The organism is Sporolactobacillus kofuensis, assembly GCF_024125425.1.
Taxonomy (GTDB): Bacteria; Bacillota; Bacilli; order Bacillales; family Sporolactobacillaceae; genus Sporolactobacillus; species Sporolactobacillus kofuensis.
This window is the reverse complement of sequence record NZ_JAMXWN010000019.1, coordinates 1-15,262: the sequence shown is the minus strand read 5'-3', so window position 1 is coordinate 15,262 and position 15,262 is coordinate 1. Positions and strand designations below refer to the sequence as shown.

19 protein-coding genes are annotated in these 15,262 nt (G+C 40.8%); 10 read left to right on the top strand and 9 right to left on the bottom strand.

The genetic code is table 11. The features are described from left to right. The first annotated feature begins 2 nt into the window (after window positions 1-2). From NIE32_RS12905 to NIE32_RS12865, 9 genes are all read left to right on the top strand, one after another. Window positions 3-2,372 (top strand): phage tail protein, encoded by a 2,370-nt coding sequence (locus NIE32_RS12905; protein ID WP_253077310.1) that lies wholly within the window; start codon window positions 3-5, stop codon window positions 2,370-2,372. Then, entirely contained in the window at window positions 2,369-3,127 is a 759-nt protein-coding gene (locus NIE32_RS12900; protein ID WP_253077309.1) for a distal tail protein Dit, read from the top strand. The genes NIE32_RS12905 and NIE32_RS12900 overlap by 4 nt, the downstream gene beginning before the upstream one ends. Further along, window positions 3,127-4,746: a phage tail protein gene (locus NIE32_RS12895; RefSeq protein ID WP_253077308.1), complete on the top strand. Its 1,620-nt coding sequence runs from the start codon at window positions 3,127-3,129 to the stop codon at window positions 4,744-4,746. Before NIE32_RS12900 ends, NIE32_RS12895 begins: the two co-directional genes overlap by 1 nt. A 5-nt stretch (window positions 4,747-4,751) precedes the next feature. Next, window positions 4,752-6,713, top strand: a complete 1,962-nt coding sequence (locus NIE32_RS12890; RefSeq protein ID WP_253077307.1) for an SGNH/GDSL hydrolase family protein — start codon at window positions 4,752-4,754, stop codon at window positions 6,711-6,713. Between the two features lie 24 nt (window positions 6,714-6,737). Continuing rightward, window positions 6,738-7,028, top strand: coding sequence for a hypothetical protein (locus NIE32_RS12885; protein ID WP_253077306.1), 291 nt, complete (start codon window positions 6,738-6,740; stop codon window positions 7,026-7,028). Window positions 7,029-7,099: 71 nt separating this feature from the next. Beyond that, window positions 7,100-7,798 (top strand): GDSL-type esterase/lipase family protein, encoded by a 699-nt coding sequence (locus NIE32_RS12880; protein ID WP_253077305.1) that lies wholly within the window; start codon window positions 7,100-7,102, stop codon window positions 7,796-7,798. Window positions 7,799-8,349: 551 nt separating this feature from the next. Then, window positions 8,350-8,658, top strand: coding sequence for a hypothetical protein (locus NIE32_RS12875; RefSeq protein ID WP_253077304.1), 309 nt, complete (start codon window positions 8,350-8,352; stop codon window positions 8,656-8,658). Window positions 8,659-8,710: 52 nt separating this feature from the next. Then, window positions 8,711-10,012, top strand: a complete 1,302-nt coding sequence (locus NIE32_RS12870; RefSeq protein WP_253077303.1) for a GH25 family lysozyme — start codon at window positions 8,711-8,713, stop codon at window positions 10,010-10,012. Between the two features lie 128 nt (window positions 10,013-10,140). Next, entirely contained in the window at window positions 10,141-10,584 is a 444-nt protein-coding gene (locus NIE32_RS12865) for a phage holin, LLH family (RefSeq protein WP_253077302.1), read from the top strand. 585 nt (window positions 10,585-11,169) lie between these two features. On the opposite strand, the gene NIE32_RS12860 is transcribed toward NIE32_RS12865, so the two are convergent. The 4 genes from NIE32_RS12860 to NIE32_RS12845 form a co-directional block, all read right to left on the bottom strand. Further along, the gene (locus NIE32_RS12860; protein WP_253077301.1) at window positions 11,170-11,406 is read right to left on the bottom strand and encodes a hypothetical protein; all 237 of its coding nucleotides are present in this window, start codon (window positions 11,404-11,406) and stop codon (window positions 11,170-11,172) included. Window positions 11,407-11,494: 88 nt separating this feature from the next. After that, window positions 11,495-11,728, bottom strand: coding sequence for a hypothetical protein (locus NIE32_RS12855; RefSeq protein WP_253077300.1), 234 nt, complete (start codon window positions 11,726-11,728; stop codon window positions 11,495-11,497). Between the two features lie 161 nt (window positions 11,729-11,889). Further along, complete coding sequence (locus NIE32_RS12850; RefSeq protein WP_253077299.1) at window positions 11,890-12,249, bottom strand: YolD-like family protein; 360 nt, start codon at window positions 12,247-12,249, stop codon at window positions 11,890-11,892. Next, complete coding sequence (locus NIE32_RS12845; protein WP_253077298.1) at window positions 12,246-12,419, bottom strand: hypothetical protein; 174 nt, start codon at window positions 12,417-12,419, stop codon at window positions 12,246-12,248. The genes NIE32_RS12850 and NIE32_RS12845 overlap by 4 nt, the downstream gene beginning before the upstream one ends. A 103-nt stretch (window positions 12,420-12,522) precedes the next feature. On the opposite strand from NIE32_RS12845, the gene NIE32_RS12840 reads away from it, so the two are divergent. Continuing rightward, entirely contained in the window at window positions 12,523-12,723 is a 201-nt protein-coding gene (locus NIE32_RS12840) for a LexA family protein (protein ID WP_290443620.1), read from the top strand. A 374-nt stretch (window positions 12,724-13,097) separates the two neighbouring features. Here the strand turns inward: NIE32_RS12840 and NIE32_RS12835 are convergent, their stop codons facing one another. The 5 genes from NIE32_RS12835 to NIE32_RS12815 form a co-directional block, all read right to left on the bottom strand. Beyond that, complete coding sequence (locus NIE32_RS12835) at window positions 13,098-13,340, bottom strand: hypothetical protein (protein ID WP_253077297.1); 243 nt, start codon at window positions 13,338-13,340, stop codon at window positions 13,098-13,100. Beyond that, entirely contained in the window at window positions 13,328-14,296 is a 969-nt protein-coding gene (locus NIE32_RS12830; protein WP_253077296.1) for a ParM/StbA family protein, read from the bottom strand. The genes NIE32_RS12835 and NIE32_RS12830 overlap by 13 nt, the downstream gene beginning before the upstream one ends. A 40-nt stretch (window positions 14,297-14,336) precedes the next feature. Further along, the gene (locus NIE32_RS12825; protein WP_253077295.1) at window positions 14,337-14,669 is read right to left on the bottom strand and encodes a hypothetical protein; all 333 of its coding nucleotides are present in this window, start codon (window positions 14,667-14,669) and stop codon (window positions 14,337-14,339) included. A 196-nt stretch (window positions 14,670-14,865) separates the two neighbouring features. Then, complete coding sequence (locus NIE32_RS12820) at window positions 14,866-15,048, bottom strand: hypothetical protein (RefSeq protein ID WP_253077294.1); 183 nt, start codon at window positions 15,046-15,048, stop codon at window positions 14,866-14,868. 20 nt (window positions 15,049-15,068) lie between these two features. Next, on the bottom strand, window positions 15,069-15,262 hold a 194-nt coding region (locus tag NIE32_RS12815), incomplete at its 5' end, for a hypothetical protein (protein WP_253077293.1).

The following is a 15,262-nucleotide window of genomic DNA, read 5'->3' as shown; positions in this document are numbered from 1 at the left end:
CAATGGGCGAAAACATGGATCTTGTCATTAGGATGATTTTAAATGCAGCAGAATTTGCATCGGAATTGAGTGCCGAACAAGCGCGATTAGATGAATTCGATGCAAAGAAGTTGGATGACAAAACAGTCAACGTCGATGCAGACACAGCAGCTGCTTCAGCTAAGTTGGATGAGATGAACGCCAAGCATATGGATGATAAGAACATCGATGTGGACGCTGATACAGCTGCAGCAAATGCAAAAATTGACGCTCTTAAAGCCAAACTTGATTCACTTTCCAATCACGATATGGGTTCATCTCATTCTGGCGAAGGTATTGGGCTATTGCCAGCTTCCATTATGACCGGTTTGCCAATGCTTTCTCCAATGCTTGCGGCGGCAGCAGGTGGAGCAATGGCATTGTCTTCGGGACTAGCCGCAGCAGGAGCCGGTGCAGTAGGATTTGGCGCTGTTGCAGTTCCAACACTGTCAACTGTGATTAAAGCGGCTAGTGGTGGCAAAGATGCGATGAAAGGATTAGATAGCGAACAACGAGCAGCTGTTGGATCATTACGCTCCTTTCAGTCTTTTTGGAAATCATTTACTGCTTCTTTTCAAAGTCCGGTACTGAATATGTTTACCGGTGGGCTAAAGGCATTGCAAATGATTTTGACGGGTCTCAGGCCTGCAATTCAGGGAGCAGCAAACGCATTTTCTGGTCTGCTAAAAGACTTGAATCGCTCATTAGGCTCACCTCCAGTCAAAGCTTTTTTTGATTATCTCGGAAAAATGGCAGGACCCATGATTACCGCGTTTGGTCGTATTACTGGAAATGTTATGCTCGGGGTCATGAATCTATTAAGAGAATTTGGTCCATTGTCTACACAGATGGTCAACGGACTTCTCAAAATGTCGCAAAGATTCGCTCAATGGTCATCTCGCATTGGTTCATCGAAAGGGTTCCAGCAGTTTATCCAGTACGTTCGTGAGAATGGGCCAGTAGTAATTTCGATTATCGGAAACGTTGTAAGCGCTGTTGGTCATATTCTTGTCGCGCTCGCTCCGATGGGTGCTGCCATGCTAAGAGTTGTCCAAGCTGTCACGCAATGGATTGCGTCATTTTCAAAAGCACATCCTGCCATTGTCCAATTGATCGCGTCTGTAGTCGCAGGGATTGGCGTGGCACGTCTAGTATCCCCTATTCTCTCTGCGATTGGCATTGGGTTTACAGTTCTTCGTGGTGCTGTGATGGCGTTTTCTTCCGGTGGGATCGTGGCTCTAAGAGCCTTTTTTGTGGCCCTGATGGGGAATCCGGTAATAGCGATCATCACAATCATCGTTGCTGCTATTGTTGGAGCGACATTACTAATCACGATGCACTGGAAACAGGTTAGTTCATTCCTAAATTCCACATGGCATGCAATTTCATCAGCGGCACAATCTATTTGGAATGGAATTAAAAGTACTTTATCATCCATTTGGAATGGGATTAAATCAGGCGCATCAAGCATTTTTAACTCCATTCGCTCTGTTATCAGTTCTGTGTGGAATGGCATTCGGAGTGTGACCAGTTCGGTATGGAATGGAATTAAAAGCGCAATTAGTAGTGCATGGAATGCGATTCGTTCGGTTATCCGATCGGGCGCTTCTACTGTGAAATCCGTACTTAGTGGAGCGTGGAGTGCGGTTAGGTCGGCTGCAACATCTGCTTGGCATGCTATTTCAAGCGTTGTCTCCTCGGCATTTAGCAGAGTAAAAAGTGTCATTAGATCAGGCGCTTCGGCTGTGCGATCCGTGATGTCTGCCGCTTGGAATGCAATCCGATCAGGGGCATCTAGTGCGTGGAATGGCATTACTGGTGTTGTTAGGAGTGGCATTAGCAGGGTTGGATCGATTCTGCGTAGCATCGGAGGTTCTGCATTTAGTTGGGGTGCGAATCTAATCAAGATGTTTGGCAATGGTATCCGGAGTGCTATTGGTGGCGTGGCAAACGCTGCTAAGAGTGCCGTCAACTCTGTGAAGAAATTCTTGGGATTTCACTCACCTGCTGAGGAGGGTCCTGGCGCGGACGCCGATGTCTGGGCGCCTAACCTCATGAAGATGTTTACGCATGGCATTGTGGAAGGTACGCCAGCGTTGCAAGGCGCACTGAGTAAAGCAATTACACCACCAACAGCTGTTAAAAGCCCGAATATTAGCCGGTTAGTCAATGGTATTCCGGTGACAAATGGGGCGCCAATTTCAACATCCACTGCTGATAATAGTACGCAATATAACGGTCCGCTGATCGGACAAGTCATCGTGCGAAACGATCAAGACATACAAAAGATTCAACAAGCAATTTACAATTCTCAGGCGAGCGCCCGACGTGCGAAGGGTGTGAAGGGCATATGAAAACACCTAAGGGCATACCAGGATTCTCATATGGGGGCATACATTCCAACGATTATGGTGTTTATTTGTCTAGCAAACAACCGGACTGGCTCCCAAAAACCCGCGATTACGAAATGGCTATTTACGGAATGCCGGGAATAAAAGACTTTGGTACTGATTTGGACATGCGCCCTCTAACAATTAACCTGACGATGGAAGGATCAGATCGAAGAGACTTAATTAATAATATTCTAGCTTTTGCTTCTTTGTTTAATCCGGTTGAAGGCTATCAACGTCTCGTTTTTGATGATGATCCAGGACGATTCTACATGGCAAAATACACATCAGCCGTAACCGAGTCACAAATAAAATTCACACCAACAACAGCGGATTTTCCACTCGGATTTAAGTGCGATGATCCGTTTATTTATGCGGTCCAAGAAAAAACAGTAGAGTGGGTTTCTGATGGGGAAAGTAGTACATCACTGCTAAACTACGGAACTTATGAGACACCGATTATTTTAACTGTTACTGCCGATAGTGAAGTATCAGATTTTACGCTGTCTTTAAACGGTATTGACATGGCTTTTACAGGAACACTCGACGATGGTGATACATTAGTCATCGATACTGGAGAAATGACCTACAAATTGAATGACGAGAATGCCATCCAATATTGGGATGGAGATTTTCCTAAGCTGCAACCGGGTATTAACACGTTATCGTCCAGTGAAGCTTTAAATCTGTCTGTTGCTTATCGGGAGAGGTGGTTATAATGCTTGATTACCCACAAATCTATGACAGCACAGGCAAGCGTCTAGCCATACTCAATCAAGCGACAGATGTCATCATCACTGATCAGATCATTACTGATACAAATGGACAGTCGACTCTGACGTTTAATCTCCCGTATGACGATCCAAAGCTCGACCTTTTCGATGTTGAAGATCAGGTACAAGTCGCCGGTATGGTCTTTGTCATACGCACGATGCAAAATGGTTGGGACAGTCAAGGCACACTGAAGGCTCAGATTTATGCTGAAGCGCTTTGGTATGATCTAGCTGAGTATGACCCTATTCAGCCTGTTACAATGACTGGTGCGACCGCTCAATCGGTATTAGAGACTTTACTTGCCACATCTGATTGGACGGTCGGAACAGTACAAATAAACAATACTGTGGAGTTTGTTCTTACAGAAGTAACAAATCCACTGGCTGCTATTATGTCATTACCGTCGATATTCAGTGGCGAATTGCAGTTCGACACGGTAGAAAAGACCGTTTCACTCCTCACACAAGTTGGGGAGGACAACGGTCTTTTATATGCCTACAGTAAGAATCTGCAGAGCAATCAACGGACGGTAGACAGTCGGTACCTCTATACTCGTATGAGGGCATATGGAGCCAATGACGCTGACGGTAATCCAATCACAATATCCACTGCAAATGGTGGATCTGACTTCATAGAGAACTATCAGTGGTATGATGCTACTGGAAAATCTCGCAAAGTGAAGTGCTATGAGCAGACTAATGATCAAATCAGTGATCCAACAGCATTGAAACTGTGGGCCGTAAGTGTTTTATCCGTGCTTTCGATGCCGAGAATTACCTACATCATGCAAGTGATATTGGATAAGAAAGACGGGATACCACTGATTGGTGATGTTGTTCGGGTGTATGATCCGAAACTTAAGGTCACTTTGGCGTCACGGCTTGCACAGAGGACGTACAATGTGCTTCAACCATGGCTGTCCACTGTACAGTTGTCGACGGCATTGTACAGTCTGACGGATCAATTGACAAGCCAATCCCAAACAACTACTCAACAAATTAATAATGTCGTTCAGACATCTTCTGCTGGATTGGATCTGCTCAACCAGGTCACGACTGCGAGTGGAAAACTAGATCTGGCCAAATCCGAAGGACGTTTGCCTGATAGTCAGTGCAGCGTGGGACCGAATACGGCATTTTCAAGCGGTTATGATCCAACCCAAATACTGACCAATCTATCAAAAACAGGATTACAGACGCTGCGCACATGGTTATGGGGGCAAAATTCTGGAGGCGGACCAGATGACCACACGGAGCAATCAGGCGGACCAGATGCTATTTATTTCAATCCGGCCGTTCTAAATCCGGTCTATGCGTCTGATGGAACATTATCTGAAAACACGGTTGAATTATTAGACGCAATCCTTCAGGCCATACGCTCCGATATTTGGCAACTTAAAAAAGACGATGAAACCACTGCAATTTTAAGAAACTGGTTGAGCAGTAATGGTTTGGACAATATATACAACCCAACCGTAACCGATCCGGCTAATCCCGGATCAACTCAGGCGTTAAATAATGTTTTATCTAATTTCGAGCAACGTATCACAGGGCTTGGAGGCTGATCAGCATGACAAATAAACTTTTTAATCTTGTATTAGATTTATCGGGTAGAGGGATTGTTCCTCACATAGAGATTCGCCGGAACGACTATGATTCGAATGTTTTCTCGGTGCAGGTCACGCAAAACGGCCTGCCTTTTGATTTTACGGGGATGAATCCGATCTTTGAATGTCTGACACCGGACGGGCATTACATCCGTGACGATGGCACACAGTTTGGCACGATCAATGTTATTGATGCTGAACAAGGTAAATTGGAATATACACTCGTCAATGAAATTTTTGCTGTTCTTGGTCAAATCGATGTGGCTTACTTTGCCTTTGAAGAGCAGAATGCCGACCTACAGAACCCAACAAATCGAGTGTCTACAGGTAACTTTACGTTTAATGTGATTGCAGATGCGCTAACAGGGACAACAGCGGCACAGGACTACATGAGCGACGTGACTACTCTTATTCAGCAGATTAATCAGCTCAAAACAGATTACGATACGCTCAATCTCGATAACTTCGTCAAAGTGGTTGATTACAACGCAAATAACGATTCAGTTGCTGCGCAGTTGGCGGATATTGCGTCTCATACGATTAACAAAACACGTAGAAAATTATTAAATAAAGAGCCTGTTGTAATTGTTTGCTTTGGCGATAGCGTGACTTGGGGCTATCGTACAGGAGCAATACAAACTGCAAATAATTATCCTGCGGTTTTGCAAACGAAACTTCAATATATTTATGGATATAGTGGTATTACCGTTGTAAATAAAGGATATCCAGGTCAAACTTCAAGTTATGGCTTGGCTAATTTTGATGCAAATGTAACTAGTCAATCGCCAGATTTAGTTATCATTATGTGGGGGCTAAATGATCACAACGGTGTCAATGATATTGATTATGACACCTACGTAAGTAACTTGCGATCAATGGCTAGGAAAGCTAAAGCATCAGGAATTGAAGCCATTTTAATGTCACCTACCGCAAGTATAGATCATGCGAACGATGCAACAAGAAACTATGATCTTGTTAACCGAAATTATGCAAAGGCATGTGAATTTATCGCAAAAGAGCAAGGACATGAGTATGTCGATATGCAAGAAGAGTTAATACGGTTATGGAAAAATAACACAATTAATAATTCCTTTTATGATGGTACCGTTCACCTTGTTGATTATTCTATACTTGCAGATATTATTATTAAAGACGCACTCGCATTTCTTTATAAAGCAGATTTTAATGACAAAGATTTTATTTCATTCACCGCTCCTTATGTGTTTAACAGTGCATCAACTAAAACAGACTTTACGAGCAATGCACTTTTAAGAACCTATTATAACCTAGATAATTCAAAACCAGCGGAAAAAATAGCCTTTTTATTTTTCAATGACAAAGTAGGTACAGTTCTCAACATATTTGGTATGGAAGGAACTACTTATGGCAATATTACTATACAAAATTTTGGTGTGGATTTAGCAACTATAAGCGGTACAACGGGAAATACTAGAGATGTCATTGAAACCTTAACTCTTCCAGGTATTGGATTATATTTCATAGAATTTAGTGCAGCAAAAGTGGATGCTGGGAAAATATACTATGTGAGTGGAATTAAAATAGCTAAGACTATTTCGGGAGAAACGGTTGATAAAAGTCCTCAAACATTAAGTCTGCAAAATTCGTGGGTAAGTAATCCATCTGGATTGTTTGATTCAGCAAAATGCTTTAAAAAAAATGGCGTGGTATATTTAGCGGGTTTAATTGCAAATGGGACATCAGCCGAGGGAACTGTCATAACAAACTTACCTCAAGGTATGAGACCTTTAAGCCCATTACTATGCCCTATTGTCTCATTTGACATAACTAATTCCTTGCCTGTTTCTGGGTTTTTAAAAATTGATATTAATGGAGACGTGAGCATTTACAAAAACGTCAAGAATACGTATGCAACGTTAAATGGAATCTACTTTAGTGTGCAATAATCTATTAGAAAAAGGGTGATAAAAATGGCATTAAAGAAATCTGTGAGCTTAAATGTTTACGGACAAGATATTACATTTGAACAAGCCTATCATCAAATTGACTCCATAAACGGAAACAAAGAAACCCTGAATATTGTTGTTTTTGTCTACAGCGATTCAATGAAAGAAAATTTTATTAAGCAGAAAACATATTCTTTTGTACCTAGCATATCGGATCAATCTGCTAATTTTTATAAACAAGGGTATGAATATTTGAAAACGGTTGATGATTACAGTGATGCGATTGATATATTGGAAGAAGGACAAGCTGCATAAACAAAATTTATAATTTATTGAAAATAAAACGTGGTAAAATAAGGGAAAACATTAAAAAATGGGGCTGAACTGTGAAAAAATTAAAAGTCTTACTTATTTTGTCATTAATTTTTAATTTAATATTTGTACTTGGTGGCACTGCATATGCAATAAAAAAATTTAATACGACAAGTAAGATTGATGTAATTTATGCAACACATTATCACAGGACTTCTTTATTTAAACTTCTCCCAATCAAAAAAGACAATATAGTGTTTGTTGGAGACAGTATTACTCAGCGATGCGAATGGGATGAATTATTTAACAATAGCAGTATTAGAAATCGTGGCATTGATTATGATACAACTGGAAATATACTGTCTAGAATTGGTGAAATAACTAAAGGTAAACCAGAAAAAATTTTCATTATGGCAGGGATAAATGATTTGCAGAGAGGGGTATCAAAAGACAAACTTTTATCAAACTATAAATATATACTCTCTATAATAAAAGACAAATCCCCAAATACAAAAGTATTTGTTCAAAGCATTCTACCAGTCAACACGGATACAAATACATCATTTATATTCACGAACAATGATATTAAAAACGTGAATAGCCAGTTGCAAAAAATTGCTGGTGGTTTCGGATATAAGTATATAAATCTTTATAAGGTTTTTGCTGACAATAAAAATCAGCTCAAACCATATTTGACAAAAGATGGAATTCATTTAGCTGGTGAAGGATATCTTTTGTGGAAGAAAGCAATAATTAATTATGTTAACCAGTAGGACGCAACTGCGCAGCAACTCAAAATATCTTTCCATCCTAACAATATGGATTTAAAATCGGGTTATCAGGATGGGGGATGATCTCTTGTTTGACCGTGAAAAAGAATTTAGAAAAATGTTTTGGTGTTTAAAAAGGTGGGCAAAATCTCCTTCAACGCTAAGTTATACCAATGGATATAGCGCTGGAAATGGAACAAAGAACCAGCAAGTAAAATATATGCCTACATTTTGCAGTTGCAAAATAATAAATCGACCAATTTCGAAGAAAAGGTAAACTATTTGTACTCGTTTTTGGATGCCGGAGCAAATGATATAAGACCGTTTTCAGGACATAGTTTTTACTTTAATTTAAGAGCGTACCTCATAAGATCTAAACGTGATATCGAAAACGGTAAACCTGTTCAAACAAGAAGAAAATAAGCAGTAACTGAGAGCCTTCGGGCTCTTTTTATTTTGTCGTTTTTAGTTGGTAACTTATCCCACAAAAGGAGATGATCCATTTTCAGACCGGAAACGGTCTTTTTATTTTGCATAAAAAGGGGGATGACAGGGTGGATACAACAGAGAGACTGGAGAATCATGAGAAACGAATTGAGCAATTGGAGGGTGGTCAGGAAAAACTCGATGCGAAAATACAGAAACTTTCTGATCAAATTTTGGATGGCAATGCCCGTAATGATGAATCAAACAAGTTTCTACGTGAGCAGAATTCGAAGATGCTGACCATGCTTGGGGGTATTCAGCAGAAGAAGCAAGAAGCCCATATCTGGACATGGAAGGCAATCGGTAAAATCGCTGTAACGGTCGGCGGTGTTGCCAGTGTTATCAGCATTATCGTCAATTATTTCTTTAACAAGTAAGCGTCCAAATGGGCGCTATTTTTACATATACCGAAAGGAGGCGAATTCAAAAATGGGAAAATATCATAAAAGGAAGCGATTAGCTTTGAAAAGATTACTAAATGGATTTGTTTCCGGAGCACTAACGATTGCGTTGGTGCTCTCTTTTATTGCGCCGGTACACGCAGCACCAAAAGTAGATTTTATTGATGTGTCTCATCACAACTCCAAAAGCGGCTTACCTTTGTCGTTTTATCAAACACTAAAGGCGAGTGGAGTAGATGGGGTTGTCGTAAAGGTTAGTGATGGTACCAACTTTATTGACCAAGCTGCCAGTGTCAATATTGCCAATGCATCACAAGCAGGCATGTCGGTCAATGCATATCATTTTTTTAGATCGGGTACAACTTCGGGAGCAAAAGCAGAAGCTGACTATTTTAATCAGCAATTAAAGTATGTCGGTTTTGACAAGCTAAAAGATGGCATCGTCGTAGTGGATGTTGAAATCAAGAAGTCGAATCGCGACCAAATGACTGTCGCTGTTAATGCGTTTATCAGCCAGATGCACCAGCTTGGATATCCGATCGTGGACCTTTACTCCGGATCTAGCTTTTATAACAGTAACCTTGATCCTAGCAAACTCTCAGTCTCTGATCCGTGGTTGGCAAGATACAACGGCGGCACTAAAGAACCACAGTGGTACAAAGGTATCAAGGGTTCTTGGCAATGGTCCTCAAGCTACAAGTTTAAAGGTATGAGTGGCTATTTTGACGTGTCGCAGGACTACGCCGGCAAGTATAGCGACACCAATATCGCTCCAAATTCTACACCTACAAAGGTCGTTAAAAAGATTGGCAGCATAAGCCTTGTTAATTGGCTCAAGCAGCATAAAAAGGCATGGAGTTATTCAGCACGTGCGACACTGGCCAAGTCTTACGGTATTGCAAATTACAGTGGTACGGCTGCACAGAACCTTGCCTTGCTCTCTAAACTGAAATCCGGAGTTAAGCCTGCACCTGCAAAAGTAATCAAACAGGTTACAAAAGTGCCTGTTAAGAAAACTGTGACATCAACATACACAGTTAAACCAGGCGACACACTGAGCGGTATTGGCAAAGCACATGGCGTAAGCTATCGCACGATCATGTCGCTCAATGGATTACATTCAACTGTTATTTATCCAGGACAGCACCTGAGGCTGACAAAAACAGCATCTAAGCAAACTGTTAAGCCATCGACACATGTTTATAATGTTCGATCAGGTGATTCACTGTGGTCGATCTCACGTACTCACAAGACAACCGTTGCACATATCAAATCTATTAATCATTTGCGCTCTGACCTGATTCATCCGGGACAGAAACTAAAATACTAATCGTCTGATTTTCGTACGATAATCGGACGATTTTTTTAATGGGGACTGAAGCCATAATTAGGGGCGAATGCAGCTGTGCAGACCGGAAGGGCAAGGCACACACCATTATTATTTGAAGGAGTGATCTCATGGACATTTCAAATTATCTCGATACAGCAATCTTTGCAGTTATTGCCGCATTGATCGGTACGACCGTCAAATACGGCTTTTCTTTTGCGGTTGACTTAATTCTAAAGTCACATGCTTTGACCCTTGTTAAGGCTGCCGAGAGCATCTACAATGGCAAAGGTCTAGGCGTTGCAAAGTATCAGTTTGTTGCCGATGCTCTGGTTGCTTTTGCGGCAAAATTCCACATTAAATTGGATGCAGAGCGCGTTAAAACTTACATTCAGGCTGCTGTAACTGATTTACACGCTGCTCTTGGTGTGGCTGTAGATCAAGCTAAGAAACAAATTCAAGCAACTGTTACGGCAGCTGCTCCACAATCTAACACGTACAATGTAGCTGATCTTCAGAAAGGCATCCAGAACGCCTTAGAGAACGCCAAAGCACAGCAAACACCTAAATCTTGACATAACGATCATCAATATATCATAAGCCCGGATTGCTCCGGGCCCATACATATTGTGGTATAATATAAGTAACAGGGCTGACTTAAACAGCTGCGAACCAGTGGTGGAATAGGTAGACGCTAGGTGCAAGAATTGAAACTGAGCCGAGGTAAGCGTAGCAGCAGCAAACGATTCTTTCTAGGCTTACCATTTATGGATGGTTTCTATGCAGGGTGCAAATCCTTGCCTGGTTTGTTAATTGTGCTAGCGGAAACCTGCGACCTGAAATCGCAAGGGCGCCAAAGATCAGCTGATCACAGCGTAAACCGTACCGCGCTACGACCGACGGCGCGTGACAATGGTTGGTGATCATTCAGACGGATAGCCGTTTGAATGTGTGTTCCAATATGCAAACAGAAAGCAGCCCACCTTTCACGTGGGTGTCATCGGAGTGATCCATGGCATGATGGGGGCAGTACCCATCTTGGGGCATTTACCAGATGTGTTTAACTTTATATACTTCATTACAAAAAAGGGTGACTGCGAATGCGCGGGCACCTTTTTACATAACAAACCCCCAGCTATTGACCGGGGATATATATTTATTCAAATGTTAGGGAACTTGAATCCTTCGAGGTCACCTGGAATGTCATTATCGATTTTAAATAGCAATGAATCAATTTGTTTTCTTAAATTCACTCCATTAGTATGCAATGATCCAGCAGCTCGATCTATATTTCCGTTATGATCGTAAATTGTTTCGTTTTCAAGCTTTTTTAAAATATAATCGATTTCCGTCCACTCATACGCATACTTCTGCTTAATTGAGTTATCTTTTGACATATACATCATCTCCCTTACTTTTAATTCGACAAGCTATATCTCAACCCTTTTAATGAACCTTAATTTTTTTGTGTATCAAATCATTCTCTTATAATATGCTATCTTGGTCCTGTTCCCAGCCATTCAGCACTAGATCAACAACATCGTTAAGCTTCACGCGATCATTTAATCCAAAATGCCAAAGTATAATATCTTCGTATTCCAGTAAGAATTTTGTAGACAGATATCCTGCTTTTGATTGTTGCTCATTGAGCATTCTTTTCTCAAGTTCCAACCTTACAGCGTGCAAAAGTCGATATTCGATTTCAGTGTGTTTCATCATATCCCTACTTTCCATTGTTTTGTTCATATGTTAAGTAGAGATAACTTCAAAAAATGGTGAGGTAAATAAAAAATATTTGCATAAAAAATCCCCATGCAGATGCACAGGGAAGGAATAGAGGGATATATTAAGTATCGTCAAGTTTAGTTGTTATCAAACGATTACAATTCAGATTGTTTACTGCCTAAATGAACATCAATAACATCCTGAAAATCATACCTCCACTTAATTCCGAAAGAATCATGGACAATCAATTGTTTAGTGATTGGATCAAGTCGAACTGGATAACAAATAGCCTGTTTAATGAACCCATCTTTGTAGTGGCTTAATTCAATGAGTGAATGTTTCTCAATAGCTTCCTGCAGTGTGCGCCCGATCTGGTCCAACTCATCCTCAGCTAAAATGGGTCGAGCAATCTTTTTCTCATTTTCAAGGTCTTCATGAATCCGCGCTATGTGTTCCGGTAACATCATACGCATGCTTTCCCATCTCATATTGCTTCCTGGCGTCAATTTGTTCATAATCCTAGACCACCTTGAGATCTTGGTATTTCTCTAAGTTTTTTAATCGTTTCCTCGATTTCCTTTTTATCATGACCTGTTCGCTGCTCCAAGGCATCCATATTAGGTGAACGATCATATGAACGATCATTTAAAAGTATCTGCTTTACTTTGCGCTCGAAGTCACTCAATATCATAAAATCACTCCTTTTGTTATATTATACACGAACAAATGTTCTTTTAATACTGGAAAAGGAAACAAATGTTCGTTATAATAATTATGAGGTGATTGTTTTGAAAAGACGTGAAATGATTATAGATGCAATCAAAAAATTAACAAAAGAACAAGGCTATCCACCATCTGTTCGCGAGTTAGCTGATGAAGTCAATCTCAAATCTACAAGCACGGTTCAGGGACATTTAGAACGATTGAAAAAGGATGGGCGTGTCGAGTTTGAACACGGATGTCCGCGAACACTGAGGGTCGTGCCATGAAGATCGGCGATATCTTGGAGATCATTTATCAGGCGAAAAACGGCAATTTCTCACAGCGACATATTCGTGTGATCCAAGTAGGGGAGACGTATGTTAAAGCATATTGCTACTCAAAAAAACAACTCCGGATCTTTCAAAAAGAGGGTATCCTTGCCAGTCGTTTAGTAAAGAGCGCATAAAAATACCCATCCTTCACCCAAGGACAGGTATTTTTTATATAGGATTCCTCTTCGATCCTTCCCAACAACGTTATTATCTCTTGAATTAATAATTTGTGCAAATCAAACTTATGCAAATGTAAGCGATTAAACATATTCAAAAGTGTCTATTTTGTTTCAAACTGTGGAGATAACGGCGAAATTTTTGCTGTTTTACTAGAAATTATTTAAAAGATCATCAAGTCCATCAGTGACGGCATAGTCTGGTTTTTCTTTCTTCTCCAGTTTAAGGACAGGCTTACGCGAAACAAGCATGGACGGACGCTCTGCACGGTCAAACAAATATGCTCTTAGTGCTGCCCGAATCAAATCACTTTTGTCTTCATTTATATTCTCAAATGCTACACGTAAATCATCATCTTTTTTCTTGCGTAATCGGATGCGAATCACTTCAACCATAGCCGAGCACCAATTTTCCCATAACCACGAACATTAGCAAACTGTGAATTTTCGAGTACAACTAAATTTGGGAGATTGATGAAATCCTTAATTAGTGGGGCACAGCCACCGGTTAGCAGATACAGATCGTAGTAGGTTGATAGGCTATCAATCTCCAATAAAATCTGCTGTGCTAGTGCTTGGAAAGCCTGCTCAACGAGAGGACGAATGTCATATCCGGCATATTCACCTGATAACACGTATCGATCCATTTCAAATCGTTCAGGTGCGCGGCCAAGCTGATCAATGAGATAACCACGTAGAATATTGTAAGCTGTATCCACGCCCAAACCATGAGGTGATCGGCTGTTTTTGCCGATTTCCATTCCGATCAGTTCAAGAAGATCCAAAGTATAGTAACCGATGTCGATCACAAGAATAGACTTCTTTGCATCGCTCATTTTTTTTACGTTTCCTCGGTCGTCTAATAGATAATCCATCGCGCTGCCAAATGGTTGCGGCACGATTTTATAATTTGCGATCAATGGATTCGCCCGGACTTTATATCTGTTTCCGACCATCTCCAATTGGTACGGTCCTGATGTATTAAATCCATCGATTAACATTGCCATTGATTTTTTTTGCTTCATATAATAATCAACTGGAAGTCCTGTGAGAAGATTTGTAGGACCAGTAGGGGATAATGTGGCAAGACCAGATTTAAGAAGTATTTCAGTTGTCCAGGTTTCTGCTTTGTTTTCTCCCGTGCTGTTGTATCTTATCTTGCTCTGTCGCAATGCAAGACCACCAACAAAGAGCGATTTGTCGTCATCGTGGTAAATCAGATCTCCGTCTTTAGTTTGCTCATCCATCAGCGGCCGTGCATCGCCAACGACCGACGGTTCAAAAAATTGTTTTCCGGATCCAATACCTTTAGTCCAACCGTAACCTAAATCAATATAAGACAAGCTGTTCATGCTGATTCCTCCAATTTTGTGGTACATTGGACCACAGAATTTATAAATCCGTGTATGAGATCACCATTGCGTCAATTGGATTAGGTTCTTTCAGGTAATTTGTGACTAATCGATGCACGACATGACGATAGGGAAGGAGCCACTGTACTGACAACGTCTGCAGCATCTTAAAATAATCGTCTTCTAATTTGACGTGTATAAGCTCACCGTTTTTCGGGTAGGCTATTTTTGAATACATACGATATCGAACGAGTTCTTCCCGGACAAGCTTTGAACAAAATTGAGTCAACGATAGATCAGCATCATAAGCCATAAGCAACAATTTTCGTTTGTCGTCAATGTTCACAGCAAATTTGATGTCGTGTTTTTTCAAAATAAAAAGTCCACTCCTCTCTCTACCCTGTTCGCGCGTACGCGTGCGCGAGACGAAACAAAAAGTCAGGGTTTTTGGGTCAGCGGGCCGTATGGTTTATTGGTCAGATGGTTTCTGATCGGTTATAATACATACGTTGGCCCTTGTGCTGACGGGTAGGCAATCCGTGATCTGTGGTAGGGGATCGGATTGCCTTTCAATTTTTCTTAAGAGATATTTTTTTCTCTACTTCAATCTGATAATCATTTTCTACGTAATCATTCATCAAAACTTCCAAGACCTCATTCATGGAATTTCCATCTTCATCGCACTTCTTCCTAAATGATGTGTAGATCTTCATATCGATCGTCGTATTAAGATTGTGCTTTATCTTCACCAATAAAAAACACCTCCTTGACATCAATATACTGATGTAGGAGGTGTGATATGACCTAAATTTTGCTTAAAAAATAAAATATTGCCCCAAACCTGCCCCAAAGAGGTCTTATTTATAATAATTATTATTTTACGCAAAAGAAAAAAGCCTTTAATATCAAGGCTTTTCTGTATGTCCCAGAAGGGATTCGAACCCATGACCCACGGCTTAGAAGGCC